General features: G+C 73.2%; 19 protein-coding genes and 1 pseudogene. 8 read left to right on the top strand and 12 right to left on the bottom strand.

Going from position 1 to position 24,801, the window contains the following annotated elements; genetic code table 11:
- The first annotated feature begins 2 nt into the window (after positions 1-2).
- Positions 3-3,023, top strand: a complete 3,021-nt coding sequence (locus AB0K18_RS34705; protein ID WP_364923019.1) for an AAA family ATPase — start codon at positions 3-5, stop codon at positions 3,021-3,023.
- Positions 3,024-3,257: 234 nt separating this feature from the next.
- Here AB0K18_RS34705 and AB0K18_RS34710 read toward each other — a convergent pair whose 3' ends face one another.
- From AB0K18_RS34710 to AB0K18_RS34720, 3 genes are all read right to left on the bottom strand, one after another.
- On the bottom strand, positions 3,258-6,671 hold the full coding sequence (locus AB0K18_RS34710; RefSeq protein ID WP_364923022.1) for a hypothetical protein: 3,414 nt from the start codon (positions 6,669-6,671) through the stop codon (positions 3,258-3,260).
- A gap of 82 nt (positions 6,672-6,753) precedes the next feature.
- Positions 6,754-7,683 (bottom strand): sugar kinase, encoded by a 930-nt coding sequence (locus AB0K18_RS34715; RefSeq protein WP_355428461.1) that lies wholly within the window; start codon positions 7,681-7,683, stop codon positions 6,754-6,756.
- Positions 7,680-8,606, bottom strand: coding sequence for a pseudouridine-5'-phosphate glycosidase (locus AB0K18_RS34720; protein ID WP_364923025.1), 927 nt, complete (start codon positions 8,604-8,606; stop codon positions 7,680-7,682). Before AB0K18_RS34720 ends, AB0K18_RS34715 begins: the two co-directional genes overlap by 4 nt.
- Positions 8,607-8,772: 166 nt before the next feature.
- Between AB0K18_RS34720 and AB0K18_RS34725 the strand changes: the two genes are divergently transcribed.
- The gene (locus tag AB0K18_RS34725) at positions 8,773-10,278 is read left to right on the top strand and encodes an NAD(P)/FAD-dependent oxidoreductase (RefSeq protein WP_364923027.1); all 1,506 of its coding nucleotides are present in this window, start codon (positions 8,773-8,775) and stop codon (positions 10,276-10,278) included.
- 192 nt (positions 10,279-10,470) lie between these two features.
- Here the strand turns inward: AB0K18_RS34725 and AB0K18_RS34730 are convergent, their stop codons facing one another.
- Positions 10,471-11,043, bottom strand: coding sequence for a TetR/AcrR family transcriptional regulator (locus tag AB0K18_RS34730; protein ID WP_364923030.1), 573 nt, complete (start codon positions 11,041-11,043; stop codon positions 10,471-10,473).
- Between the two features lie 87 nt (positions 11,044-11,130).
- Between AB0K18_RS34730 and AB0K18_RS34735 the strand changes: the two genes are divergently transcribed.
- The 5 genes and pseudogenes from AB0K18_RS34735 to AB0K18_RS34755 all read left to right on the top strand — a co-directional run bounded on the left by AB0K18_RS34735 (position 11,131) and on the right by AB0K18_RS34755 (position 15,095).
- Complete coding sequence (locus tag AB0K18_RS34735) at positions 11,131-12,330, top strand: cytochrome P450 (protein WP_364923033.1); 1,200 nt, start codon at positions 11,131-11,133, stop codon at positions 12,328-12,330.
- Between the two features lie 65 nt (positions 12,331-12,395).
- Positions 12,396-13,094 carry a response regulator transcription factor gene (locus AB0K18_RS34740; RefSeq protein ID WP_364923036.1) on the top strand — a complete coding sequence of 233 codons (699 nt, stop codon included), beginning with the start codon at positions 12,396-12,398 and terminating at the stop codon, positions 13,092-13,094.
- Positions 13,091-14,476 carry a HAMP domain-containing sensor histidine kinase gene (locus AB0K18_RS34745; RefSeq protein WP_364923039.1) on the top strand — a complete coding sequence of 462 codons (1,386 nt, stop codon included), beginning with the start codon at positions 13,091-13,093 and terminating at the stop codon, positions 14,474-14,476. The genes AB0K18_RS34740 and AB0K18_RS34745 overlap by 4 nt, the downstream gene beginning before the upstream one ends.
- A gap of 33 nt (positions 14,477-14,509) precedes the next feature.
- Positions 14,510-14,830, top strand: a pseudogene (locus tag AB0K18_RS34750) (ATP-binding cassette domain-containing protein); the annotation flags it as partial.
- A gap of 31 nt (positions 14,831-14,861) precedes the next feature.
- Positions 14,862-15,095 (top strand): hypothetical protein, encoded by a 234-nt coding sequence (locus tag AB0K18_RS34755; protein WP_364923042.1) that lies wholly within the window; start codon positions 14,862-14,864, stop codon positions 15,093-15,095.
- Positions 15,096-15,216: 121 nt separating this feature from the next.
- Here the strand turns inward: AB0K18_RS34755 and AB0K18_RS34760 are convergent, their stop codons facing one another.
- The 4 genes from AB0K18_RS34760 to AB0K18_RS34775 form a co-directional block, all read right to left on the bottom strand.
- Positions 15,217-15,483: a hypothetical protein gene (locus AB0K18_RS34760; RefSeq protein ID WP_345386917.1), complete on the bottom strand. Its 267-nt coding sequence runs from the start codon at positions 15,481-15,483 to the stop codon at positions 15,217-15,219.
- A gap of 69 nt (positions 15,484-15,552) precedes the next feature.
- Positions 15,553-16,404 carry a helix-turn-helix transcriptional regulator gene (locus AB0K18_RS34765; RefSeq protein WP_364923045.1) on the bottom strand — a complete coding sequence of 284 codons (852 nt, stop codon included), beginning with the start codon at positions 16,402-16,404 and terminating at the stop codon, positions 15,553-15,555.
- A 57-nt stretch (positions 16,405-16,461) separates the two neighbouring features.
- A complete protein-coding gene (locus tag AB0K18_RS34770; RefSeq protein ID WP_364923048.1) occupies positions 16,462-16,731 on the bottom strand; it encodes a hypothetical protein in 270 nt (89 codons plus the stop codon).
- Between the two features lie 162 nt (positions 16,732-16,893).
- On the bottom strand, positions 16,894-17,907 hold the full coding sequence (locus AB0K18_RS34775) for a phosphotransferase family protein (protein WP_364923051.1): 1,014 nt from the start codon (positions 17,905-17,907) through the stop codon (positions 16,894-16,896).
- Positions 17,908-18,000: 93 nt separating this feature from the next.
- Here AB0K18_RS34775 and AB0K18_RS34780 point away from each other — a divergent pair, with 93 nt between their 5' ends.
- The gene (locus tag AB0K18_RS34780) at positions 18,001-18,900 is read left to right on the top strand and encodes an ROK family protein (protein WP_364923053.1); all 900 of its coding nucleotides are present in this window, start codon (positions 18,001-18,003) and stop codon (positions 18,898-18,900) included.
- Here the strand turns inward: AB0K18_RS34780 and AB0K18_RS34785 are convergent.
- From AB0K18_RS34785 to AB0K18_RS34800, 4 genes are read right to left on the bottom strand one after another with little or no spacing between them, the layout of a single operon-like run.
- Positions 18,891-20,609, bottom strand: a complete 1,719-nt coding sequence (locus AB0K18_RS34785; protein ID WP_364923056.1) for an acyclic terpene utilization AtuA family protein — start codon at positions 20,607-20,609, stop codon at positions 18,891-18,893. The genes AB0K18_RS34780 and AB0K18_RS34785 overlap by 10 nt on opposite strands.
- Positions 20,597-21,355: an enoyl-CoA hydratase-related protein gene (locus AB0K18_RS34790; RefSeq protein ID WP_364923058.1), complete on the bottom strand. Its 759-nt coding sequence runs from the start codon at positions 21,353-21,355 to the stop codon at positions 20,597-20,599. The genes AB0K18_RS34785 and AB0K18_RS34790 overlap by 13 nt, the downstream gene beginning before the upstream one ends.
- Entirely contained in the window at positions 21,352-23,217 is a 1,866-nt protein-coding gene (locus tag AB0K18_RS34795; RefSeq protein ID WP_364923061.1) for a biotin carboxylase N-terminal domain-containing protein, read from the bottom strand. Before AB0K18_RS34795 ends, AB0K18_RS34790 begins: the two co-directional genes overlap by 4 nt.
- A complete protein-coding gene (locus AB0K18_RS34800) occupies positions 23,214-24,749 on the bottom strand; it encodes a carboxyl transferase domain-containing protein (protein ID WP_364923253.1) in 1,536 nt (511 codons plus the stop codon). Before AB0K18_RS34800 ends, AB0K18_RS34795 begins: the two co-directional genes overlap by 4 nt.
- Positions 24,750-24,801 lie beyond the last annotated feature (52 nt).

Raw genomic sequence — 24,801 nt, forward strand, 5'->3', positions numbered from 1 at the left:
GCGTGAGGATCCACGCCGTGAGCCCGTTGTTCGTCGGGCGCTCCCGCGAGCTCGCCACCCTCGGCGACGCCCTGTCCAGGGCGCGCGCCGGCATCCCGGCCACCGTGCTCGTCGGCGGCGAGGCGGGGGCCGGCAAGACCCGCCTGATCGGCGAGTTCACCGGGCGGCACGCGGGCGACGCCATGGTGCTCGTCGGTGCCTGCCTGGAGCTGGGCACAGAGGGCCTGCCGTTCGCGCCGTTCACCGCCGTGCTGCGCCAGCTCGTCCGCGAGCTGGGCCACGACGCGGTCGCCGCCCTGGTGCCGGGCGGCAACGCGCGCGGGCTCGCCAGGCTGCTGCCCGAGTTCGGCGAGCCGGGCAAAGACGGCGCCGAGGCCAGGGCGCGGCTGTTCGAGCAGGTGCTCGGGCTGCTGGAGCGCCTGGCCGACGAGCGGCCCGTGGTGCTCGTCGTCGAAGACGCCCACTGGGCCGACCGCTCCACCCGCGACCTGCTCACGTTCCTCGTCCGCTACCAGCGCACCGCCGCCCGGGTGCTGCTCGTGGTGACCTACCGCACCGACGAGCTCCACCGCACCCACCCGCTGCGGCCGCTGCTCGCCGAGCTGGGGCGCATCGAGTCGGTCGGCAGGGTCGAGCTGCGCAGGCTCACCCGCAAGGAGGCCGTCGCGCTGGCCGTCGGCATGCTGGAGCAAGAGCCGTCCGCGGCCGACATGGACCTCATCTACGCCCGCAGCGAGGGCAACCCGCTGTTCGTCGAGGCGCTGCTCACCGAGTCGGGGGCGGGCGAGCCGCTGCCCGAGTCGCTGCGCGACCTGCTGCTCGCCGCCGTCGAGCGGCTGCCGGAAGAGACCCAGGAGCTGCTGCGGGTGGCCAGCGCCGGCGGGCAGCGCATCGAGCACGCCCTGCTCAGCGCCGTCGCCGGGCTCGACGACGCCGCCCTGTCGAGCGCGCTGCGCCCGGCCGTGGCGGGCAACGTCCTGGTCGTCGACGGCGAGGGCTACGCCTTCCGCCACGCCCTCATCCGCGAGGCGCTCCACGACGACCTGCTGCCCGGCGAGCACACCCGCCTGCACACCCGCTACGCCGAGGCCCTCGAGCACGACCTGTCGATCCTGCCCGCACCGCGCGGCGCGATCGAGCTGGCCCACCACTGGCATTCCGCCCACGACTCCACCTGGGCGCTGGTCAGCGCCTGGCACGCGGCCGCCGCCGCCCGCAAGTCCACCGCCTACGACGAGCAGCTGCGCATGCTCTCCCGCGTGCTCGAGCTGTGGGACCAGGTGCCCGACGCGGCCGAGCGCATCGGCGCCGACTGGCTCGACGTGCTCAGGGTGACCGCCGTCGTCGCCCACCTGGCCGGCGAGTTCGAGCGTGGCATCGCCGTGTCCAGCGCCGCGCTCGACGAGCTGGCCCGCGACCCCGGGCTCGAGGCCGACCCGGTCAGGGCCGTCATGCTGCTGCGCCAGCGCAGCCACACCCGCTACGACCTCGGCCGCCCCGGCTTCATCGACGACCTGCGCAGGGCCGCCGAGCTCGTCCCCGACGACCAGCCGCTCCTGCGCGGCAGGGTGCTGGAGTCGCTGGCCCGCATGCTCCACGGCCCGGCCACCCGGGCCGAGCGCGCGGCCACGGCCAGGGCCGCCATGGAGATCGGCCACACCCTGGGCCATGCCGGCATCGAGGCCCACGCCATCATCGACCTCGCCTGGGGGCTGACCGATTACTCCGACATGGAGCCGCAGCTCCAGGCATTCGCCGAGGCCCGGCAGATCGCCGCGCGCGGTGAGGTCTTCAGCGCGCTCATGCGCTGCGCGATCTCCGAGTCCGACGCGCTCGAAGGCGCGGGCCGGCACGAGCAGGCCGCCAAAGTGGCCAGGGAGGGCATCGAGGAGTCCCTGCACTACGGGCTGGCCCGCACGTCAGGCGCGTTCCTGTCGATCAACCTGGCCGAGCCGCTGGTCTCGCTCGGGCGGTGGGACGAGGCGCTCCAGGTGATCGACCACGCCCTCGACCTCGCGCCGCCCGCCCCCTACGCCGCCAGCCTGCGCGGGTTCACCACCGACATCGCGCTCGCGCGGGGCGACCACGACCGGGCCGCCCGCCTGCTCGACTCCACCCGCCGCGTCCTGGCCCGCGGCGCCCACCGCGACCAGCACGTCCTGCCGCATCTCCGCAGGGAGGTGCTGGCGCTCATGTGCCGCGGGCAGCTCGGGGAGGCGGTGGCGGCGGCGCTGCGCGGCATGGAGGGCGACGACCTCATCAACGGCCCCCGCTACGCCTGGCCTGTTGTCACCACCTTCGGACGTCTGGTCCGCATGGCGGTGCCCGCCTCACGCCTGCTCGATGCGATCACCGATGATGCGCTGAGTGGGTCCGATGGGGGTGGCGCGCCGGGTGCCGGGGTGGCTCAGGGTGAGGCGCTCGTGGAGCAGGCGCTGGCGATGCTGCGGCGGCTGCGGGCGCTCGGGCGTGAGCTCGCGTGCGAGGGCCTGCTGCAGGAGGCGCATCGGCTCACCTTCGTCGCGCTGACCGGGCCGGAGAAGCCCTGGGGCGAGGGGGTCGAGCCGGCCGCCTGGCAGTTCGCGGCCTGGGAGCAGGCGGTGGAGGCGTGGGCGGCGTTGCGGCAGCCGTACGCGGAGGCGCAGTGCCTGCTGGCGGCCGGTCAGGCGGCGCTCGCGTGCGGCGCCCGCCAGGAGGCCGCCACCCGGCTCGCCCGGGCCCGCACGCTGGCCCGCGACCTGGGCGTCACACCGCTGCTCGAACAACTCGACGTACTCGGCCGCCGCGCCAGGATCGGCGGCTCCGACGAGGCCACCGACGCCCAGCCGCTGGGTCTGACCGCACGCGAGCTGGAGGTCCTGCGCGAGGTGACGAACGGCCGCAGCAACCGCGAGATCGCGGAGGAGCTGGTCATCTCGATCAAGACGGTGAGCGTGCACGTCTCCAACATCCTGGCCAAACTCGGCGTCGCCACCCGAGGCGAAGCCGCCGCCACCGCCCACCGCCTCCACCTCTTCGACTAGCTCCGCCGGCGGTTTGGCCTCGGTGTCGGGGTGGTGGCGTCGGCCGGGTGTCCTTCTCCGCGCCGCTGCCCCGCCCCGCCAACCACCTCCACCCCTTCGGCTGGACCCGCTCAAGAGAGGCTGCCGATTGGGCCCTTGCCGTCCTTGTCCGACGGGTCGGCCCGGGTGCCTTGGGTGGGCGTGTGGGGCGCGGCTTTGTGTTCTGCTGCTTGCGTTTGTCTTTCTGGATGGTGGTCAGCCGGTCAGTTGGGCTTCCAGGCGGTAGCCGTCCACCGTGACGTAGACCTGGTCGCCGGGGCGGGCGTTCAGGCGCATCAGTACCGGCTGGAGGGAGTCGAAGACGGGCTGGTGGCCCTGCCAGACCAGGACGATGGCGTTGTCGCCGGGGCCCGTGACCGACAGGAGGGTGCCGGGGCGCATGCCGAGCTGGGCGGCGTAGCCCTCCGGGACAGGCACCGGGCCGCCCCTGAGGTGTTCCGGGGTGACCTCGATGCGTTGCCAGCGGCGCGGGTCGGAGGACGGGCTGGGCAGTGGCGGGGGAGGCGTGGGCGGGGTCCCGGCCAGCGTGCCGGAGAGCATGGGCGAGCGGCCGCCCGACAGCGCCGACAGGGTGGCCAGCGCGGCCGACGGGTCGATCGAGCTGTTCGCTGCGGGCGGGATGGGCTGGCCGCCGCGGTGGTGGTGGCCGTTCGCGCCGGGCGTGCGGCGGGGGAGCGGCTGGGCCGGGCCGGGGGCCGCGGCCGCGGCGTCGCGGCTGGTCTCCGGGGGCAGGGCGTCGAGCCACGCCTTGGCGGAGTGGGCGCGGATGCCCAGCTCGCTCATGAGCTCGACGACGTCCGCGTCGGCCGGGGCGGAGGCGAGGAGCTGCCGCGTACGCGCCTGGAGGCCGTACATGTCGCCGACGACCAGCCAGCCGTCCTGGAGGCGGCGGTCCGGCATGAGCGTCACGAGGACCCGCCACAGCGGCGTACGCAGCGAGGGGACCGTCACCGGGTGAGCCGGGTCGGCGCCGATCAGCTGGTCCTCGGTGGCCGCCGCGCCCAGCCACTCCGTCAGCCGGAACATGTGCCCGGTGACCGGCGCGGACTCGGAGGAGCGCAGCCACTGCAGGACGCGTTCCTCGGCGGTGCGCTGGGCCAGCGAGAGCGCCTCACGTTCGACGAGCATCTTGTGGGCGAGCGTACGGAGGCTCACCGGGTCCTCGGCGAACAGCCGGTGCTGGGCCACGGCCAGCTCCAGCTTGTCGAGGTTGCGGAAGAGGTTGTCCACGACCCTGACCATGGCGTGGTCCGGGTCGGTGGGGACGGGGCCTGCGTAGGCGGGCGTGCCCTTCCCCGGGACGGACGTGTTCGTGCCCGGCACGGCGGTGTTCGCGCCGGATCCGGGGCCGTTCGCACCCGAGCCCGGGCCGTTCGTGCCGGAGGCAGGGGTGTTCGCGCCCGGTGCGCTGGTGCTGGAGCCGGGGGCGTTCATGCCTGGGATCGCCGGGAGGGAGCCCGTTCCGGGGCCGCCCGTGCCCATCCCGGGGCCGCCGCCCGCGCCAGGTCCGCCGCCCGTTCCTGGGCCGCCCGTGCTCGCTCCGCCTGCGCTGCCGGCGCCTGCGGCGGTCACCGGGCTGCCGGGGCCGCCGGGCAGCCCGTTGCCGGGGGCGCCGGGCATGCCGTTGCCTGCGCCGGCTGGGGTGGAGCCGGTGTCCTGGCGGCCGGGCTGGGGGCCTGTGGGGCGTTGCGGGAGGCGGTCCTGCTGGCCTGGGCGCTGGGGCAGGCCCTCGCCCGCGAAGCCCTGGCGGGCCGCGCCGCCCTGCTGATCGCCGGGGTACGCGCCGCCCTGACCGGGGAGCGCGCCGTTCTGGCCGGGCCCTGCGGGACCCTGCCCGGAAGGCGCGCCGCCCTGCTGCGCGCCCGGAGCGCCGTTGGAGGCGGCGGGGAAGCTCCCCGTCTGTCGGGATCCGGGCGCGCCGCCGGGGGCGGCCGGGAAACTGCCCGTCTGGCGGGAGCCGGGTGCGCCCTCGGGGGCTGCTGGGAAGTTGCCGGTCTGGCGGGATCCGGGCGCGTCATCAGGGGCCGCCGCGAAGCTGCCGGTCTGGGGAGAGCCGGAGGCGTCGGGGACCGCTGGGAAGGAGCCCGTCTGACGAGGGCCGGGAGCGCCCTCGGGGAAGGTGCCGGGGCGGCTCTGCTGGCCGCCGTCGGCGGGCGCGCCGGGGAAGGACCCCGGCTGGGACGCCGCCGGGAAAGAACCGGTCGAACGCGACCCGGGCGGAACGGGGAAGGAGCCGCTCGTGCGTGAGTCGGCCCCCTGGGCGGGGGAGGAGCCGGTGCCGGGCTGGCCGTCGGAGGCACCGGGGACGTTACCGGCCTGTCGAGAGCCGGGCGCGGTGTCAGAGGCGGCCGGGAAACTGCCGGTCTGGCGGGATCCGGGCGTGCCGTCGGGGGCAGCGGGGAAGCCGCCGGTCTGCCGCGACCCGGGGGCGCCGTCGGAGGTAGCCGGGAAACTACCCGTCTGGCGCGGGCCGGGTGCGCCGTCGGAGGCGGCGGGGAAGCTGCCCGTCTGGCGGGAGCCGGGGGTGCCGTCAGGGTTTGCGGCGAAGCTGCCGGTCTGGGGGGAGCCGGAGGAGTCGGGGACCGCTGGGAAGGAGCCGGTCTGGCGGGCGCCGGGGGTGGCGTCGGCGAAAGTGCCGGTCGGACGGGGGCCATCCGACACAGCCGGGAAGGAGCCCGTCTGGCGCGGGCCGGGGGCGCCCTCGGGGAAGGTGCCGGGGCGTTGGGGGTCGCCGTCCGCGGGCGCGCCGGGGTAAGGGCCGCCCGGACGCTGAGGCAGGGGGCCGTTCTGGGTGCCGGAGCCCGCGAAGGGACCGGCCGCCGGGGACTGGCCGCCCTGCGCGGCGAAGGGGGCGCCTGCCGGGGAGCCCTCGGCTCCGCTGGACGGTGATTGGCCGTCCTGTGCGGCGAAGGGGCCGCTTGTCTGGGGGCGGCCGGTGGTGGTGTCGATGGGTGCGGGGAGCGGGCCTGAGGGGGTGGCCTGGGCGAAGGGGCCGCCCGCGCCGGCCTGGGCTGCCAGCGGTTGTGCGGCCGGGTCGCCCTGTGCGGGGAAGGGGCCGGACTCCGGTACCGGGAACGCGCCCGACGGGACGCCCTGGCCGCGTTGGAGCGGCCGGGTGACCTCGGGGTGGCCGCCCGCGACCCCCGGGACGCCGGCGGTGCCAGGGGCGGCGCCGGACGCGTCGGGCTGGGCCGGGATGCGGCCGAGGATCTCGCGGAAGACCGAGCCGATGACGACCTCGGGCGTGGCCGACGGCGTGCCGAGATCACTGGGGGACAACCGGCGCAGCCGCTGCCAGCCGCCGAGGCCGGTGATCGCCGTACGGGTGGCGTCGGGCCAGCCCGGCAGCGCGGGGTCGATGTGGTGGACCGTCAGCGCGGGCAGCAGGTCGGACAGGGGGAGGTGGTCCCACCGGGAGGAGGCGAGCCGCGCGAGGCGTTCGCAGATCCAGTCGAGCCCCGTCATGCCGAGGGCCTTGGGCAGCGGCAGGGAGTGCCACCATCCGGCGGGCAGGCGTGGGTCGCCCAACGCCTCGGCCACCTGCTGGGGCCGGCTCCATCGCAGCGCAGGGACCAGGTCGCTCAGGCAGATCGATGACTCGACTTCCATCGGCGGACCTTATCCTCCCCAGTGAGCCGCGTGTGCTGCCCGTAACGCATGTGGCTAATGGTGCAGCCTACGCGGCAAGCTATCAATCAGTGTGAATAGGGTAAAGACGGTTCAGATCCAAACCGTACCGTGGACGGCCGCCCACCTGGGCCACACATGCGGCACCGGCACGGCAACCCACCTCCAGAGCCGCCCGCGTCCCGGCACCGCGCAGCGTCGCGGCGATGAACCCGGCGGCGAAGGCGTCACCTGCGCCCGTCGAGTCCACGACCTCAGCGGATCGGCCCTCGGCCGTCGCCACCACCTCACCGTCTCGCGCGGCCAGCGCCCCCTCCGCGCCGAGTTTCACGACCGCTGTGCCATATCTCTCACTCAAGAGTACGGCCGCACGCTCGGCCGATGTCACCCCGGTGAGCAGAAGCGCCTCGTCGAGGTTGGGCAGGATCAGCTCGGCGGCGGCCGTCGCCTGCATGAAACGTTCGACGCCGAAGTCGCGCAGCGGCCCCGTGGAGGCCGGGTCCACGCTCACCGTGATGCCCGCCGCCACGGCGTCGGCCATGGCGCGGGCGGCCAGGCGCAGGCCGGGCTCGGCGAACAGGACGTACCCCGACAGATGCAGCCGGCCGACGCCGTCCAGCAGCGCCGGGTCCCAGTCGTCCTCGGAGATCAGGTCGCCGGCGCCGCGGTTGGTGAGCATCGAGCGTTCGCCGCTCTTGTCCACCATGGCGATCACCACGGCGGTCGGATGGTCGGGGTCCACGGAGAAGTGGGGCTGGACGCCCGTGTTGATCAGTTCGGTGGCGTGCCACTCGCTGCTGTCGTAGCCGAGCTTGGCCAGCAGGTGCACCTCGGCTCCCAGGCAGGCGGCCCAGGCGGCGGTGTTGGCGCCGGAGCCGCCGGGACGCAGCACGATCTCGGCGGCGGTGTCCTCGCCCGCCAGGACGGGCGAGCCGTGCAGCGCCACGACGTCGGTGACGACGTCGCCGATGATCAGGAGGGCGTCACCGCTCACGATCGCGACCAGGCCAGGGCGATGCGGGCGGCGAGCGCGGCGTTGCCGCGCACGGCGGCCAGGTTGGCCTCCAGGGACGCGCCCTTGGTGCCGTCGACCAGGTAGCCGAGCAGGAACGGGGTGATCGCCTGGCCCTTGACGCCGTCGCGCTCGGCGGCGGCCAGCGCCTCGGCGAGCACCCGGTCGTGCAGCTCGGGATCGAGCTGCTGCTCCTTGGGGACGGGGTTGGCGACGATCAGGGCCGTCTCGGGGCCGCCGAGCGCGTCCTGGCCGCGCATGACGGCCGCCGCCTCGTCGGCCGTCTCGATCCGCCACTCGATCGGCTGGCCGGAGGAGTGCAGGTAGAAGCCGGGGAACGTCTCGGTGCGGAACCCGGCCACGCTCACCCCGCGCGTCTCCAGCCGCTGCAGTGTGGCCGGCACGTCGAGGATCGACTTGACGCCCGCGCACACGACCGTGATGCGGGTGCGGGCGAGCGTGTCGAGGTCGGCGGACTCGTCCTGGTCCTCGGTCCAGTGGCGGTGCACGCCGCCCAGGCCGCCGGTGGCGAAGACGCGGATGCCGGCGCGGGCGGCCAGGAACGACGTGGCCGACACGGTGGTCGCACCGCTCGCCTTCAGCGCCGCCGCCAGCGGCAGGTCGCGCTGGCCCAGCTTGCGCAGGCCCGGCTCGGTGGCGATGCGCTCCAGCTCGACCTCGTTCAGCCCGATGCGGGGCACCCCGTCGAGCACCGCGATCGTGGCGGGGACGGCGCCCTCGGCTCGTACGATGCCCTCCAGCTCGCGCGCCACCTCCAGGTTGCGCGGCTGCGGCAGCCCGTGGGAGATGATCGTGGACTCCAGGGCCACGACCGGCGCTCCGGTCGACAGGGCCTCGGCGACCTCGTCGGACGGCTGCGGAACGGCGTCGGTGGTGCTGCGCATGGTGAGGCTCGTGCTCCTTGAGTGGTGGTGGCCCTGCGTGTGAGGAACGGCGGCTCTGATGAGATTTGTTCCGAACAGAGCAGCGTACGGGCCCCTTGCCCGGCCGTCCACTTGAGGACCGCGCGGCCCGTGGCGTTCTGGCCGGAATCGGCCTTAAGGTGCGAGGATGAGCGCGTATGACGTGATCGTGGCCGGAGGCGGGCACAACGGGCTGGTGGCGGCGGCGTACCTGGCGCAGGCCGGGCGGCGGGTGCTGGTGCTGGAGCGGCACGAGCACGTCGGCGGCCTGGCGATCTCGGCGCGGGCCTTCCCCGGCGTGGACGTGCGCCTGTCGCGGTACTCCTATCTCGTCAGCCTGCTGCCCTCGAAGATCGCCCGCGATCTCGGGCTCGGCCTGGAGCTGCGCCGGCGGCGCTACGCCTCGTACACGCCCAAGGGCGAGACGGGGCTGCTCGTGGACAACGAGGACGACCTGCGGACGGCGGCCTCGTTCCGGCACGTGACGGGCGGCGAGTCCGACCACGAGGCGTGGCGGCGCTTCTACGGCATGGTCGCCGAGGTCGCGCGGGTGCTGGCGCCGACCCTGCTGGAACCGCTGCGCCCGCAGGCCGAGATCGAGCGGATGGTCGGCCCCGAGGCGTGGCGCGACCTGTTCGGGCGGCCGATCGGGGAGAGCGTGGCCGAGCGGTTCGCCGACGACACCGTACGCGGGGTCGTGCTCACCGACGCGCTCATCGGCACGTTCGCCGACCCCGACACCGACCTGCTGGCCAACCGCTGTTTCCTCTACCACGTGATCGGCGACGGCACCGGCGAGTGGAACGTCCCCGTCGGCGGCATGGGCGCGGTCTCCGGCGCGCTGGAGGCGGCGGCCAGGCGGGCGGGCGCCGAGATCAGGACGGGCGCGGAGATCGTCGGCATCGACCCGTCGGGCGAGGTGACGTTCAGGGACGGCGCGGGCGAGCACGCCGTGCGGGGCGGGCACGTGCTGGTCAACCTGCCGCCCGCGGTGCTCGACCGGCTCATGGGACGGCCCGCGACGGTGCCCGAGGGCGCGCAGCTCAAGGTCAACATGGTGCTGACCCGGCTGCCCCGCCTGAGGGACGCGACGGTGGATCCGCGGGCGGCCTTCAGCGGTACGTTCCACATCAACGAGGGACGTGACCAGCTCGCGCGGGCGTACGAGCAGGCGGCCCGCGGCGAGATCCCGGAGCTGCCGCCCGCCGAGGTCTACTGCCACTCGCTGACCGACCCGTCGATCCTGGGGCCCGGCCTGCGAGGGCGGGCGGAGACGATGACGCTGTTCGGCCTGCACATGCCCGCCCGCCTTTTCCGGAAAAATCCGGAGAAAGCGCGGAAGATGGCGTTGGATGCCACCTTCGCCTCCATCAACGCCGTCCTCGCAGAGCCGATCGAGGACTGCCTGCTCACCGCCCCCGACGACACTCCGTGCGTCGAGGTCAAGACCCCCGTGGACCTGGAGACCGACGCGGGCCTGCCCGGCGGCCACATCTTCCACACCGACCTGAGCTGGCCGTACGCGGAGAGCGGCGGCTGGGGCGTGGAGACCGGGCACGAGCGCATCCTGCTCTGCGGCGCCGCCGCTCGCAGGGGCGGCGGCGTGAGCGGCATCGGCGGCCACAACGCCGCCATGGCCCTGCTCACCGCCTGACGCCGCACTCGGCACGGTCCGGCCCACCGCCTGATGCCGCATTCGGCGCGGTCCGGCCGGGAGGGCCGGGCCAGGGTGATCGGGCCGGCCGGTGGCAGGGCCGGCCGGTGGCAGGGCCGGCCGGGCTTGGGGGCCGGGCTTGGGGGTCGGGCTTGGGGGTCGGGCTTGGGGGCCGGTGGGGCTCGCCGGCGGTTACTCGTCCGGTTGTTCGCCGGTGACGAGCTTGGTGGCGACGCGGAGCGCCACCTCGTTCATGTCCGTCTGCGGGTCCGTCTCCGCTCCGAACAGGAGCGGCAGGTTGCCGAGGATCACCGCGAGCACCGCCAGCCTGGACTCGAACTGCTTCTCCGCGCTCTCACCGGGCACGCACAGCAGCGACACCAGCGAGATCACGCACCCGCGCAGGCGTTCGCCCTTCGGGTGGTGCTCCATCGCGCCCTGGTTGACCTGGGCGAACCTGAACAGCGGCCGCCACTGGTCGGAAAGCAGCCCGGAGATCCGCCGCAGGATCTCCAGCCGCGCCTCCGTGGTGGCCGGCTGCCGCCGCCCCCAGGCCACCAGTTCCTCGATCGACTCGACCAGGCGCTCGATCACGCCGGCGAGGATCTCCTCCTTCGTACGGAAGTGGTAGTAGAGCGCCGGCCTGGTGATCTGCAGCCGCTCCGCCACCTCCTGCAGCGAGGTCTTGTCGTATCCGCGCTCGGCGAACAGCTCCAGCGCGACCTGCTGGATCCGCTCTCGTGTGTCCGTCCGCCGCCCTGCCATCTCGCTCCTTCTGTTGACGGCCGCACCCCACATTGTTTACTTTCGCGTAAGTAAGCAATGCGGAGTCCGGCTATTACGGAGCAGACTATGGCGGAAAGCTTCCCTGTCCATCGCACGTGCCCGTTCGCCCCGCCTCAGGAGTACGAGGGCTGGCGCGACCAGGCCCCCCTCGTCAGAGGCGAGACCTCCCGCGGCGAGGTGTGGCTCGTCACCCGGCACGCCGAGGCCCAGCAGGTCCTCGCCGGCACCGGCTTCAGCACCAGCCCCGACACCCCAGGCCATCCGAGCGCCCTCGACACAGCGAACATGTCGCCCGAGGAGATCGCCGCCGCCCGGCAGATGTCCGTCGGGTTCTTCATCGACCACGACCCGCCCGAGCACACCCGCTTCCGCCGGCTGCTCATCAGCGAGTTCACCGTCCGGCGGATCAGGGAGATGCGGCCCGGCATCCAGCGGCTGGCCGACGGGCTGCTCGACGACATGATCGCCAAGGGCGACGAGGCGGAGCTGGTGGAGGCGTACGGGCTGGCGCTCCCGTCGCTGGTCATCTGCCGGCTGCTCGGCGTCCCGTACGCCGACCACGACTTCTTCCAGTCCCGCACCAGGATGATGGTGGACGCCGGGGCCGACGAGCGGGCCAGGCGCGCGGCGACGTTCGAGATCAGGTCCTACCTCGCCGACCTCGTCACCGACGTCGTCGCCGCGCCCAAGGACGACCTGCTCGGCCGGCTGGCCACCGGCGGCAAGCTGACCGCCGAGGAGCTGACCGGGGTGGCCTTCCTGCTGCTCGTCGCCGGTCACGAGACCACGGCGAACATGATCCCGCTGTCGGCGTACACGCTGCTGCGCAACCCGGACCAGCTCGCGGCCCTGCGCGAGAACCCCGGCAACTGGCCGGCCGCGGTCGAGGAGCTGCTGCGCTACCACTCGATCGTCGACTGGGTGGCCTTCGACCGGGTGGCCGTCGAGGACCAGGAGATCGGCGGGCAGCTCGTCAGGAAGGGCGAGGGCGTGTACGTGCTCGGCGCGTCGGCCAACAGGGACGAGCGGGCGTTCGAGCGGCCCGACGACTTCGACGTCCAGCGCGGCGCCCGCCACCACGTGGCCTTCGGGTACGGGGTGCACCAGTGCCTCGGCCAGAACCTGGCGCGGGCCGAGCTGGAGATCGCGCTGCGCACGTTGTTCGAGCGGCTGCCCGGGCTGCGCGTCACGGCGCCGGAGGAGGAGCTCGGCCTGAAGTACGGCAAGGCCATCTTCGGGCTCACCAGGATGCCCGTCGCCTGGTGATCGTCGGGAAACAAAGGTGAGATCGTTCATCCGGTTCTCATGATGACGTCTTACCTTTGGTAAGTATGAGTGAGCCTGCACGTCTGCTGGTGGTCGACGACGAGCCCGCGTTGCGCGAGGCGCTGCAGTCGAGCCTGGAGTTCGAGGGCTACAAGGTCGCCACCGCCGACGACGGGCAGCAGGCCCTCGACGCGCTGGCCGCGGAGACGTACGACGCGGTGCTGCTCGACGTGATGATGCCGCGGCTCGACGGGCTCACCGCGTGCCGCAGGCTGCGGTCGTCGGGCAACCACGTGCCCGTCCTCATGCTCACCGCCCGCGACGCCGTCGGCGACCGGGTGTCCGGGCTCGACGCGGGCGCCGACGACTACCTGGTCAAGCCGTTCGAGCTGGACGAGCTGCTGGCCCGGGTGCGCGCGCTGCTGCGGCGGGCCGCGATCAGCACGGGCACCCCGGAAGGCGACACGCTCACCTACACCGACCTGCGCATGGACCAGGCCACCAGAGAGGTCACCCGCGGCGAGCGCAGGCTCGACCTGACCCGCACCGAATACCTGCTGATGGAGCTGTTCCTCGCGCACCCGCGCCAGGTGCTGACCCGCGACCAGATACTCAGCGAGGTGTGGGGCTTCGACTTCGAGCCGACCTCCAACTCGCTCGACGTCTACGTCATGTACCTGCGGCGCAAGACCGAGGCCGGCGGCGCGCCGCGAGTGATCCACACCGTGCGCGGGGTGGGGTACGTCCTGCGGAACTCCCCATGAGCAGTCGCACGAGCACGATGCGGTCGCGTCTGGCCGCGCTCTCCAGGCGGGGCAGCCTGCGCACGCGGCTGACGCTGCTCGTCACGGTCGCCGTGGCGGTGGCCATCGCGACGTGCGCCGGCCTGTCCTACTACATCGTGCAGCAGCGGCTGCGCAGTAACCTCGACATGAGCATCGTGGAGTCGCTGAAGGACAGCGACCGCGACTACCTCAAGCACCACTGCACCGAGCAGGGCACGCAGGGCATGTTCGACGGCATGGCGACGCTGCTGCGCTCCGACGGCACCACCTGCTCGATCGGGCCGCCCATCGTGCCCGTCTACGACAAGGACTCCGAGGCGTTCGAGCCGTGCGAGCCGGTCTACCGCGACGGCCACACCAGCGACGGCACGCCGGTCCGGGTGGTGGCGCTCAACTTCGACAAGGGCGTGGCCGTGATGGAGGCCAGGCCGATGTGGTGGGTCAGCAACACGCTGCGGCGCTCCGCGCTCATGCTGAGCGGCATCACGGCGCTCGGCGTCATCGGCGCGGCCTGGGCCGGGCTCGTGATCTCGCGGGCCGCGCTGCGCCCGGTCGGCGAGCTGACCAAGGCGGTCGAGCACATCGCCCAGACCGAGGACCTCGGCACCCGCATCCCCGTCACCGGCAACGACGAGATCGCCCGCCTGTCGTCGTCGTTCAACGCCATGACGGCCGCGCTGGCCGGGTCGAGAGAGCGGCAGAAGCAGCTCGTCGCCGACGCGGGCCACGAGCTGCGCACGCCGCTCACCACCCTGCGCACCAACATCGACCTGCTGCTGCGCAGCGAGCAGACCGGCCGCAGCCTCGACCCGGCCGCCAAGGAACGCCTGCTGGTCAACGTCAAGGCGCAGTTCGCCGAGCTGTCCACGCTGGTCGCCGACCTGCTTCAGCTCGCCAGGGGCGACAACGACCACGAGCCGCACGTCGAGCTGGCCCTGCACGAGGTGGTCACGGCGGCGGTCGAGCGGGCCAGGCTGCGCGGCGCCGAAGTCAGCGCCGACCTGCGGCCCTGGTATCTCGTGGGCAACGCCGCCTCTCTGGAACGTGCCGTGCTCAACCTCATGGACAACGCGGCCAAGTTCAGCCCCGGCGGCCAGATCGAGGTGCGGCTGCTCGACGGCCGGCTGACCGTCCGCGACCACGGGCCAGGCTTGCCGGAGGAGGAGCTGCCGCACGTCTTCGAACGCTTCTGGCGCTCGCCCTCCGCCCGCGGCCTGCCCGGCTCGGGGCTGGGCCTCGCGATCGTCAAGCAGGCCGTCGAGGAGGCGGGCGGCACGGTACGCCTGGGCAACGCGCCCGGTGGCGGCGCGATCGCGATCATGGAGCTGCCCGGGAGCCGCGTACGCCGGTCCGCGTCCTGAAGGCGGCCCCTCAGGGTTGACAACGGCGCCGGCAAGTCCACGCCGGCGAAGATCCTGTCCGGGGTCGAGCGGCCGGACGGCGGGACGATCGCGATCGACGGCGAGCCCGTCGCGTTCGGGTCGGTCGACGAGGCCAGGAGCGCCGGCATCGAGACCGTCTACCAGGATCTCGCGCTCTGCGCCGACCTCAGCCCGGCCGCCAACTTCTTCCTCGGCAGGGAACGGCTCAGGCCCGGCCTGCTGGGGCTGCTCGGCGTGCTGGACAACGCGGCCATGCGCCGCGGGACGCGGGAGGCGTGCGAGCGGCTCGGGGTGCGGCCGGCCTCCCAGAGCGCGCCCGTCTCCGCGCTGTCCGGCGGGCAGCGGCACGCTCGGCGAGGTCAAGATGGTCGGCTTCGACGCGGGGCCGGCGCAGGTCAAGCAGCTCAAGGACGGCGTCGTGCAGGCGCTCATCGCGCAGCTGCCGGGCGACATCGGGGCCAAGGGCGTCGAGCAGGCCGTGGCGGCGGTGAGGGGGGAGCAGGTCACGGCGTCGATCCCGACCGAGGCGACGATCGTGACGGCCGAGAACGTCGACCAGCCCGACGTGCAGAAGGTGCTCTACAAGGCCGGGTGCTGAGCGCGCGACGGGCGGCCCCGCGCGGGCCGGCCGGACACGGCGGTCAGGTTCGGCGGTCAGGCGCAGTGATCAGGCGCAGTGATCAGGCGCGGTGGTCAGGTGCGGTGGTCAGGTGCGGTGATCAGGCGGGGAGGGCGGCGAGGAGGAAGGCGAGGCGGGCGGCGGCCGACTCGACGTCGTCGGTGGTGCCCAGGCGGTAGCCCCAGGAGGTGATGAACGCGCCCTCGTCGGAGCAGGTGACGGTCTCGGCGAGGGTGGCGGAGAACCGGTTGCGGACCGACACGTACGCCGGGTCGCAGGCCAGCGCGATGCTCTGGACGGACAGGTCAGCGTGACGACCCGCGTGCCAGGCGAAGCGCTCAAGGCTGAGCGCGGTATCAAGCATCATGCGTCACCTCCGCAACGTCTCGCGACAGAATTGCACGATCTTGGCGGAGGAGGCAAGCAATTGCTGCGGTTAATGTGGAGTTTGTTTCCGGTATTCGTGAAGAACGGAGATGATGACCTCCCGTCCGGTCTCATCGAACTCCGCCACCTTCACGTAATCGTCGAAGGCCCGTACGTAAAAGGCGATGTCGTCTGGGTCGCGCAGGATGAGGTCCTTCGTCATGGTGGCGACCGCGACCATGGCCTCGTTGAAGATCCAGAAGCCGTTGATCGGGCTGGACGGCAGCTCGGTGCCGAACGGGATGACGCCGAACTCCACGTTCGGCAGTGTGCTGACCGCGAGCAGGCGGTCGAGCTGGCCGCGCATCACTTCAGGCGGGGCCAGCGCAGAGCGCAGCGCGGCCTCCGTGACGACGAACCTGAACGTGCGCGTGCGGTCGTACAGGATCTCCTGGCGCTGCATGCGCACCCGGACCGCCGCGTCGATCTGGTCGGCGGCGCTGTAGAGGCGCTTGACCTTGCGGAAGACGTGCCTGGCGTACTCGGAGGTCTGCAGCAGGCCCACGATGATGCCGGGCTCGAAGACGCGGAACAGCTTCGTGCGCGCCTCCAGGTCGCGGATGTCCTCCTGGAGCGCGGCCAGGCCGCTGCGGTGGCGCTGTTTCCAGTCGTCGTGCCGTTCGAGCAGCGCGATCGACTGCCTGATGAGCTCGTCGGTCGTGTCGGGCGAGGCGTTGACCGCCTGCGCCCACACGACGACGTCATCCTCGGTCGCGGTCTGCCGGGCGTTCTCGAGGCGGGAGACCTTGGAGGGTTGCCAGCGCAACCGCTCGGCCAGCTCCTTGCCCGACAGATGGGCCGCCTCGCGCAATTGGCGTAACTGGCTGCCGAGATCGATGCGCGCCTGCTGAAAGGACGTCACGCGGCAAGAGGCTAGCTCCGGTCACGCCGATCATGCCAGGGCCCCCCGCACATGTGATCAAGCGGTTGCCGTGGGTGTCCCTTCGCTGGTCGGGAAAGCGGTTACCGTCCCATTCCGATCATCGGGCAGGACGCGGCGGGCGATGTCGGTGAGCAGTTCGCGGGGCACTTCGACCGCTGCCTCGCCGTCGAGGACGTCGCGGAGGTCCGCGAGCGCCTCCGCGTCGGTGACTTGCAGGCCCTGCACGACGATGGTGCCGCGGTCGGTCTCGTACAGGGTGGGGCAGGCGCCCGCCTCCGAGGTGGAGCCGAGAAACCGCATGCGCATGACGTTCCTTCCCCGATGATTGATGCAATTGCGCGCAATTGTACGGGCCGGGGGTAAGCGTGTGATCGTTTTTCCGGAAATCGTGATATAAGGCTGGCGCGGACACATGCCTTTTGTGGCGATTTATGGTGGCTATGTGTGGCTTTCGGGGTGTTCGACCGGTCAGGAGAGCGTGCCGCCCATGAACTCCCGCGCCCGCTCGAACAGGCTCAGCGTCGTCGCGTGCAGCAGGTCGCCGATGTCCTTGGGCGCCTTGCCGGCGCACGCCCGCGCGTGGGTGCCTTCGAGCACGATGCCCAGCTTGAAGCAGGCCATGACCGCGTACCACTCGACGGCCGACATGTCCCGCTCCGACAGCTCCCCGTAGTAGGCGACGATCTCCTGCGGCGCGGGCAGGCCCGGGACGTGCCCGGCGCTCGACGGCCAGGTGGCCAGCAGCCAGCCCAGGTCGAGCAGCGGGTCGCCGATCGTGCACATCTCCCAGTCGACGATCGCCGCCACGCGCGGGCCGTCGCAGGCGAACATCAGGTTCGCGAAGTGGTAGTCGCCGTGCATGATGCCCGGCGTGAACGCGCGGGGCAGGTGCCGGGTCAGCCAGCCGGCGGTCTCGCGCAGGCCGGGGATGTGGGGGCCCGGATAGCCGTCGAGCTCCCCGTACGAGTCGAGCTCCTTCAGCCAGCGCGGCACCTGCCGCTCCAGGAAGCCCTCGGGCCGCCCGAACCCCGGCAGCACGCCGGGATCGACCCGTCCCAGCTCGGCCAGCGCCGCGGCGGCCTCCAGGCCCATGCGGTGCCTGATCGCCGGGTCGGAGGCGTGCGGCTCCGGCAGTCCCGTCGAGGGGTTGAACCCGTCCACCGGCTCCATGAGGTAGAACACCGGCTCGCGCAGCGTCTGCGCGGCCACCAGCCGGGGCGCGGGGACCTGCGTGCCGCGCAGGGCCGCCAGCACGCGCGCCTCGCGGCGCAGCACCTCGTTGCTCTTGCTGCGGGCGTGGACGGGCGGGCGGCGCAAAATGTACGGGCGGCCGCCGCGCTCGAAGCGGACCATGACGTTCTGCGTGCCGCCGATCACCGGCGCGGGGCCGGTGATGGGGCCGCCGGGCAGGCCCTGGGTGTCCATCCACGCGCCGAGCGCGTCGAAGTCGATCGTGCCGACGTCGATGTGGGTGGAGGTCATGGGCCGCCCCTCGACAGAACGATATTCTGGTGCCCGACCTTATGAGAGCGGCTCCGGGCCGGTCAACCATCGGGTCGTGAAAGGATGCCGCGGGTGACGTACGTGGCCGCGATCGACGTCGGCGGCACCACCATGAAGGGCGGGCTCGTCGCCCGCGACGGGACGATCCTCCACCTCGAACGCCGGCCCACGCCGCGCGCCGAGGGGCCGGAGCGCGTGATCGCGGCGATCTCCCGCTTCGCCGCCGACCTCAGCCGGCCCTGGGACGGCTCAGGAACACCTTCACCGGTTGTGGAAGGGGCGCGGCCGGTGGCGGTGGGGCTGGCCGTGCCGGGGCTCGTCAGCCCCACGCATGCCGTCTTCTCCGCCGCCTTCGGCTGGCGTGACGTGCCCGCCGCCGCGTTCGCCGACGTGGACCTGCCCGTCGCGCTCGGCCACGACGTGCGGTCGGCGGGTGAGGCCGAGCTGGCGTACGGGGGCGGCGAAGCACACGTGCTCTACCTGCCGATCGGCACCGGCATCGCGGGAGCCGTGGTGCCGTCGGGCGCGCTCTACGGCGGCGCGGGCGGCTGGGCCGGGCAGATCGGGCACGTCCCCGTGTGGCCCGACGGGCTCGCGTGCGGGTGCGGGCAGTCGGGGTGCCTGGCGGCGTACGCGTCAGGGTCGGCCGTGGCGGCGCGGTGCGGGGTTCCCGGCGCCGAGGACGTCGTCCGGCTGGCCGCGCAGGGCGACGCGCGGGCCACGGCGGTGTGGGCGGAGGCGGTGGAGGCGCTCGCGCTGGCGCTGGCGACGTACACGCTGGTGCTCGATCCCGCGGCCGTCGTCATCGGGGGCGGCGTGTCGCAGGCGGGGGACGCGCTCGTGGTGCCCCTGCGCGCGCGGCTGGCCGCCCGGCTCGCCTTCCGCCCCGCCCCCGACGTACGGACCTCGCGTCTCGGCCCGCTGGCCGGCCTGCTCGGCGCGGCCCTGCTGGGCTGGACCGCTCAGGGGTGAAGGCCGGCCGGGATCTCCACCGGGCGGGCTCGTAGCTCCTCGCCCAGCGCCTTGGCCTGCGGGTCCAGGCGGGTGCTCGCCGCCACGCCCCGGCCGAGGAGGCCGTGGATCACGAAGTTGACGGCCTTGAGGTTGGGCAGGTCGTGCCGGTCCACGCGGTACGGGCGCAGGGCCGGGAGAAGGTCCTTCAGGGTCTCCACGGTGAGGTACGCGGCCAGCCAGTCGTAACGGGGCCGGGTGTCGGTCCAGACGCCCAGGTTCGCGTTCCCGCCCTTGTCGCCCGATCGGGCCCCGGCGATGCGGCCCAGCGGGATCCGCACGCCCTTCCCCCCGGGAGCCGGCCGGGTCGTGGAGGCTTCCTGGATGATCGGCGCCTCGGTGGGCGGTGGTGGCTGCTCGAAGGGGAGCTCGGTGCCGTCCACGAAGACGCGGGGGCGGACCTGGGCGGCCGGGACGAGCACCGGCCAGTGCACGCCGTACGGGGAGGCGTCCCCGGGCGGGGTGAGGGCGTGGAAGCCGGGGTAGCTGGCGAGCCCGGTCTCGACGACGGCCGATGAGAAGGCGCGGCCCGCCGTGCGGCGGTCGTCGGACATGACGGTGATCCGCAGAAGTGCCGTCCCGGCCTCCGAAGGCGGGCCCAAGCCGGTGAGGGTGACGGAGACGTCGTCGAAGCGGTCGCGGGGGATCCGGGCCCACAGGGCCTCCTCGGCCACCCTGGCCTTGGCCGGCAGGTCGAGGCCGGTCAGGACGAGCGTCATCGTGTTGCGGTAGCCGCCCAGGTGGTTGACCGACGCCTTGAGGGTGTCAGGTGGTGGCTCGCCGCGGACGCCGGAGACGCGGACCCGGTCGGGGCCGTCGTCGGTGAGCGTGATGGTGTCGAAGCGGGCGATCACGTCGGGCCCGGGGTAGCGGGGGCCGCCGAGTTCGTACACGAGCTGCGCGGTGACGGTGCCGACGGAGACCAGGCCGCCCGTGCCGGGATGCTTGGTGATGACGGAGGAGCCGTCGGCGTGCAACTCGGCGAGCGGGAAGCCGCAGTGGCCGAGGTCGGGAACGTCCTGGAAGAACGCGTAGTTGCCGCCGGTCGCCTGGCAGCCGCACTCGATGACGTGCCCGGCCACCACCGACCCGGCCAGCGCGTCGAGGTCGCCAGGCGCCCAGCCGTACCGCCAGATGCCGGGCCCCGTCACCAGCGCCGCGTCGGTGACGCGCCCGGTCACCACGACGTCAGCGCCGGCCGTGAGGGCGGCGGCGATGGGCCGGCCGCCCAGGTAGGCGTTGGCGGTGAGCGGGGTGGCGTCGAGGCGCTCGCCCGTGTCGGCGTTGACGAGGTCGAGGGGCAGGCCGGTGAGGTCGTCGCCGGTGACGTACGCGATGGAGGGGCTGAGCCCGAGCCGGTCGGCCAGCTCGTGGACGGCCTCGGCGCACCCCGCGGGGTCGAGACCGCCCGCGTTCGTCACGATCTTGATGCCGCGGTCGAGACAGGGGCCCAGGACGTCTTCGAGCTGGCGCAGGAACGTGGGCGCGTACCCTGGACGGCCCTTGAGCCGGTTGCCGGCCAGGATGAACATGGTCAGCTCGGCCAGCCAGTCGCCGGTCAGCACGTCGATCGGCCCGCCCGTCACCATCTCGCGGGCGGCGGAGAGCCGGTCGCCGTAGAAGCCGCTGCAGTTGGCGACGCGCAGCACCACGGGGCTCACACCGTCCATGCCGGCGGGCGCTTGGCCTTGAACGCGGCGATGCCCTCCTGGCCCTCCTCGGAGGTGAAGCGCTCGGCCGACAGCTCGGCCATGGCCCGCAGCCCGTCGTGGAACGACATCGCGGGCACCTCCCTGACCAGCCGCTTCGTGATGGCGAGCGCCTCGGGGCCGCCCTTGGCCAGCATCTCGGTGTAGCGGGCGACGGTGGCGTCCAGCTCGTCCTCGGGGACGGCCCGCGACAGCAGCCCGATCTCCACGGCCCGCGCCGCGTCGAAGACCTCGCCGGTCAGGAAGTATTCGGCCGCCGCCCTGGCCGACAGCCTCCTGAGGACCGGCACGGCGATCATGGCGGGCGCGACCCCGAGACGTACCTCGGTGAACGCGAACGACGCCGTCAGCGGCGCGATCGCGAAGTCGCACGCGGCCACCAGGCCGAGCCCGCCCGCCCTCGCGGTGCCGTTGAGGCGGCAGACCACCGGCTTGGGGCTCTCCCAGATCAGCTCCATGATGTCGGGGAACGACGCCGTCACCGGCGCCCCCGGTTTGCCCTGCTCCTTCAGGTCGGCGCCCGAGCAGAACACCGTCCCCGTGGCGGTCAGCACGATCACCCGGGCGGCGGGCTCGTCCAGGGCCTGCTTCAGGTGCTCGGACAGCTCGCCGAGCAGCGCCACGGACAGCGCGTTGCGGTTGTGCGGCGAGTCGAGCGTGATCGTCGCTACGCCCGCGGTGAGCTCCTTGTGCACCAGGCCCGTCATGAGTCCCCCTCCTGGATGATCGCCAGCACCTCGCCCGCGTCGACCTGCCGGCCCTTCTCCACATGGACGCCGGACACCACCCCGTCGGCCGGCGCGGTGATCCGGTGCTCCATCTTCATCGCTTCGAGGACGAGGACCGTCTGCCCCTTGGTCACCCGGTCGCCGGGCGCCACCTCGACCCGCAGCACGCTACCCGGCATGGGGGCGAGCAGTGAGCCAGGGGCGGTGTGCTCGGCGGGTTCCGGCAGGCGGGGGAGCGGGGTCAGCCGCGCGGCGCCCTCGGCGTGGTCCACGTAGAGCGGGCCTTGCGGCTCGTACCCGGCCACCTCGTACGTACGCCGCACGCCGTCGCGTTCCAGCACCACCTCATCGGGGCTCGCGCTGACCACGCGGATGCCTGGGGGCAGCGGGTCGTAGGTGACGGGGCCGGTCTCCTCGAAGGTGACCATGCGGGGCTGGGAGCGGACGTTGCGCCAGCCGCCCGGCAGCCCGCCGAGTACGCGTGCCCGGCGCCGGTTGCCGGCGGCCATCGCGAGCGCGGCGGCCAGCGGAGCCAGGTCATCGGTGGCCGCCGCGGACGGAAGGGGGTGGTCGAGCAGCCCGGTGTGCGTGTCACCAGCCACAAAATCCCGATTTTTCAGGACGTCCAGTAATAAATCGCGGTTAGTCGGTACGCCGTGCAGCTTCGCCCGCCGCAACGCCCCCGCCAGCCGCCGCACCGCCTCCGCCCGCGTCGCCCCGTACGCGACCACCTTGGCCAGCATCGCGTCATAGTGCGGCGGCACCACGGACCCCGACTCCACCCCGGCGTCCACGCGCACGTCACCGGTCACCTCGAACCGCCACAACGTGCCGCTCTGCGGCACGAAGGAGGTGTCCTCGGCGTACAGGCGGGCCTCCACCGCCCAGCCGGACGGCTCGGGCGGCGACGGCGGCAGCGCCGCGCCCTCGGCCACCTCCAGCTGCAGCCGGACCAGATCGACGCCGTAGACCAGCTCGGTCACCGGATGCTCGACCTGGAGCCGGGTGTTCATCTCCAGGAACGCCACCCGGTCGCCCTTGACCAGGAACTCCACCGTCCCGGCCCCGACGTAGCCGATCTTGCGGACGGCTCTGGCGGCGGCGTCGTACAGCAGCTCCCGCGTCGCGTCCGTGACGCCGGGCGACGGGCACTCCTCGACCACCTTCTGGTGCCGCCGCTGCACGCTGCACTCGCGCTCGCCCAGCGTCCACACGCCGCCGTACCGGTCGGCCAGCACCTGCACCTCGACGTGGCGGGCCCACTCCAGCAGCGGCTCGGCGAAGACCGTGCCGTCGCCGAACGCCGCGGCCGACTCGCGCCGCGCCGACTCCACCGCCTCGGCCAGCTCGTCAGGCCCGCGCACGATCCGCATCCCGCGCCCGCCGCCGCCCGCCGACGCCTTGACCAGCAGCGGGTACTCCTCGGGCGCGACCAGGTCGAGCGAGGGCAGCACCGGTACGCCGGCCTCCGCCATCAGCCGCTTCGCCCCGATCTTGACCCCCATGGCGGCGATCGCCTCGGGCGGCGGTCCCACCCACACCAGCCCTGCGTCCAGCACCGCCCGCGCGAAGGCGGCGCTCTCCGACAGGAACCCGTAACCGGGATGCACCGCGTCCGCCCCGCTCGCCCGGCAGGCCGCGAGGATCCGCTCGGCGTCCAGGTACGTCTCGGCCGCCGACACGCCCGGCAGGCGGACCGCCAGGTCGGCCTCGACCACGTGCGGCGCGTCCGCGTCGGCGTCGGAGAAGACGGCGACCGTCGAGACGCCGAGCGAGCGGCAGGTACGGAACACGCGCCGGGCGATCTCACCCCGGTTCGCGACCAGCAGGCGGGTGATCACGGCCGGAACACTCCATATCCCGCCGGCTCGGGCACCGGCGCGCTGTTGATCGCCGACAGGCACAGGCCCAGCACCGTCCGCGTGTCACGCGGGTCGATCACGCCGTCGTCGTACAGGCGGCCCGACAGGAAGAACGCCGCCGACTCCGCCTCGATCTGCTGCTCCACCATGGCGCGCATGGCCGCGTCCGCCTCCTCGTCGTACGGCTGCCCCTTCGCCAGCGCCGACGCCCGGCCCACGATCGACAGCACCCCGGCGAGCTGCGCCGGGCCCATCACCGCCGACCTGGCGCTCGGCCAGCTGAACAGGAAGCGGGGCTCGTACGCGCGCCCGCACATGCCGTAGTTGCCCGCCCCGTACGAGGCGCCCATGACCACGGTCAGGTGCGGCACGGTCGAGTTGGACACCGCGTTGATCATCATGGCGCCGTGCTTGATGATGCCGCCCTGCTCGTAGTCCTTGCCGACCATGTAGCCGGTCGTGTTCTGCAGGAACAGCAGCGGGGTGCGGGTCTGGTTCGCGAGCTGGATGAACTGGGTCGCCTTCTGCGACTCCTCGCTGAACAGCACCCCGCGCGCGTTCGCCAGCACGCCCACCCGGTAGCCGTGCACGCTCGCCCACCCCGTGACCAGCGAGGCGCCGTAGAGCGGCTTGAACTCCTCGAACACGCTGCCGTCCACCACCCGGGCGATCACCTCGCGCGGGTCGAACGGCACCTTCAGGTCCTCCGGCACGATGCCGAGCAGCTCGTCCGCCGGGTACGCCGGCTCGCGCACCTCGCCGTCCGGCTCGCGGCCCAGCTTGCGCCAGCCGAGCGAGGCGACGATGCGGCGGCCGATGCGTAAGGCGTCGTACTCGTCCTGCGCCAGATGGTCGGCCAGGCCGCTCACCCTGGCGTGCATCTCCGCGCCGCCCAGCGACTCGTCGTCGGACTCCTCGCCGGTCGCCATCTTCACCAGCGGCGGCCCGCCCAGGAACACCTTCGCGCGCTCCCTGACCATCACCACGTGGTCGCTCATGCCCGGCACGTAAGCGCCGCCCGCCGTCGAGTTGCCGAACACCAGCGCCACCGTCGGCACCCCCGCCGCCGACAACCGCGTCAGGTCGCGGAAGACCTGCCCGCCGGGGATGAAGATGTCCTTCTGCGTCGGCAGGTCCGCGCCGCCGCTCTCGACCAGGTTCACGTACGGCAGGCGGTTGCGCAGGGCGATGTCGGCGGCCCGCAGGGTCTTGCGCAGCGTCCACGGGTTCGACGCCCCGCCGCGCACGGTCGGGTCGTTCGCCGTGATCATGCACTCGACGCCCTCGATCACGCCGATGCCCGCGACCAGGCTCGCGCCCACGGGGAACTCGGTGCCCCACCCCGCGAGCGGCGACAGCTCAAGGAACGGTGAGTCGGGATCGACCAGCAGCTCGACGCGCTCCCTGGCGGTCAGCTTGCCGCGGGCGCGGTGCCTGGTGACGTACCGCTCGCCGCCGCCCGCCACCGCCTTCGCCTGCTCGGCGTCCAGCTCGGCCAGCTTGGCGAGCATCGCCTCACTGCGGGCACGGTGGCCGGCCGAGCCGGTGTCGAGCCTGCTGATG

Source organism: Nonomuraea sp. NPDC049421, from assembly GCF_040677005.1.
GTDB lineage: Bacteria > Actinomycetota > Actinomycetes > Streptosporangiales > Streptosporangiaceae > Nonomuraea > Nonomuraea salmonea.

Bases quoted from the DNA above. Each gene is read 5' to 3' on its own strand.
- AB0K18_RS34710 (WP_364923022.1), bottom strand. From the start codon at position 6,671: ATGGAAGTCGAGTCATCGATCTGCCTGAGCGACCTGGTCCCTGCGCTG.
- AB0K18_RS34720 (WP_364923025.1), bottom strand. From the start codon at position 8,606: ATGCGCAGCACCACCGACGCCGTTCCGCAGCCGTCCGACGAGGTCGCC.
- AB0K18_RS34725 (WP_364923027.1), top strand. From the start codon at position 8,773: ATGAGCGCGTATGACGTGATCGTGGCCGGAGGCGGGCACAACGGGCTG.
- AB0K18_RS34730 (WP_364923030.1), bottom strand. From the start codon at position 11,043: ATGGCAGGGCGGCGGACGGACACACGAGAGCGGATCCAGCAGGTCGCG.
- AB0K18_RS34735 (WP_364923033.1), top strand. From the start codon at position 11,131: ATGGCGGAAAGCTTCCCTGTCCATCGCACGTGCCCGTTCGCCCCGCCT.
- AB0K18_RS34740 (WP_364923036.1), top strand. From the start codon at position 12,396: ATGAGTGAGCCTGCACGTCTGCTGGTGGTCGACGACGAGCCCGCGTTG.
- AB0K18_RS34745 (WP_364923039.1), top strand. From the start codon at position 13,091: ATGAGCAGTCGCACGAGCACGATGCGGTCGCGTCTGGCCGCGCTCTCC.
- AB0K18_RS34755 (WP_364923042.1), top strand. From the start codon at position 14,862: ATGGTCGGCTTCGACGCGGGGCCGGCGCAGGTCAAGCAGCTCAAGGAC.
- AB0K18_RS34760 (WP_345386917.1), bottom strand. From the start codon at position 15,483: ATGATGCTTGATACCGCGCTCAGCCTTGAGCGCTTCGCCTGGCACGCG.
- AB0K18_RS34770 (WP_364923048.1), bottom strand. From the start codon at position 16,731: ATGCGCATGCGGTTTCTCGGCTCCACCTCGGAGGCGGGCGCCTGCCCC.
- AB0K18_RS34775 (WP_364923051.1), bottom strand. From the start codon at position 17,907: ATGACCTCCACCCACATCGACGTCGGCACGATCGACTTCGACGCGCTC.
- AB0K18_RS34785 (WP_364923056.1), bottom strand. From the start codon at position 20,609: ATGGACGGTGTGAGCCCCGTGGTGCTGCGCGTCGCCAACTGCAGCGGC.
- AB0K18_RS34790 (WP_364923058.1), bottom strand. From the start codon at position 21,355: ATGACGGGCCTGGTGCACAAGGAGCTCACCGCGGGCGTAGCGACGATC.
- AB0K18_RS34800 (WP_364923253.1), bottom strand. From the start codon at position 24,749: ATGCTCGCCAAGCTGGCCGAGCTGGACGCCGAGCAGGCGAAGGCGGTG.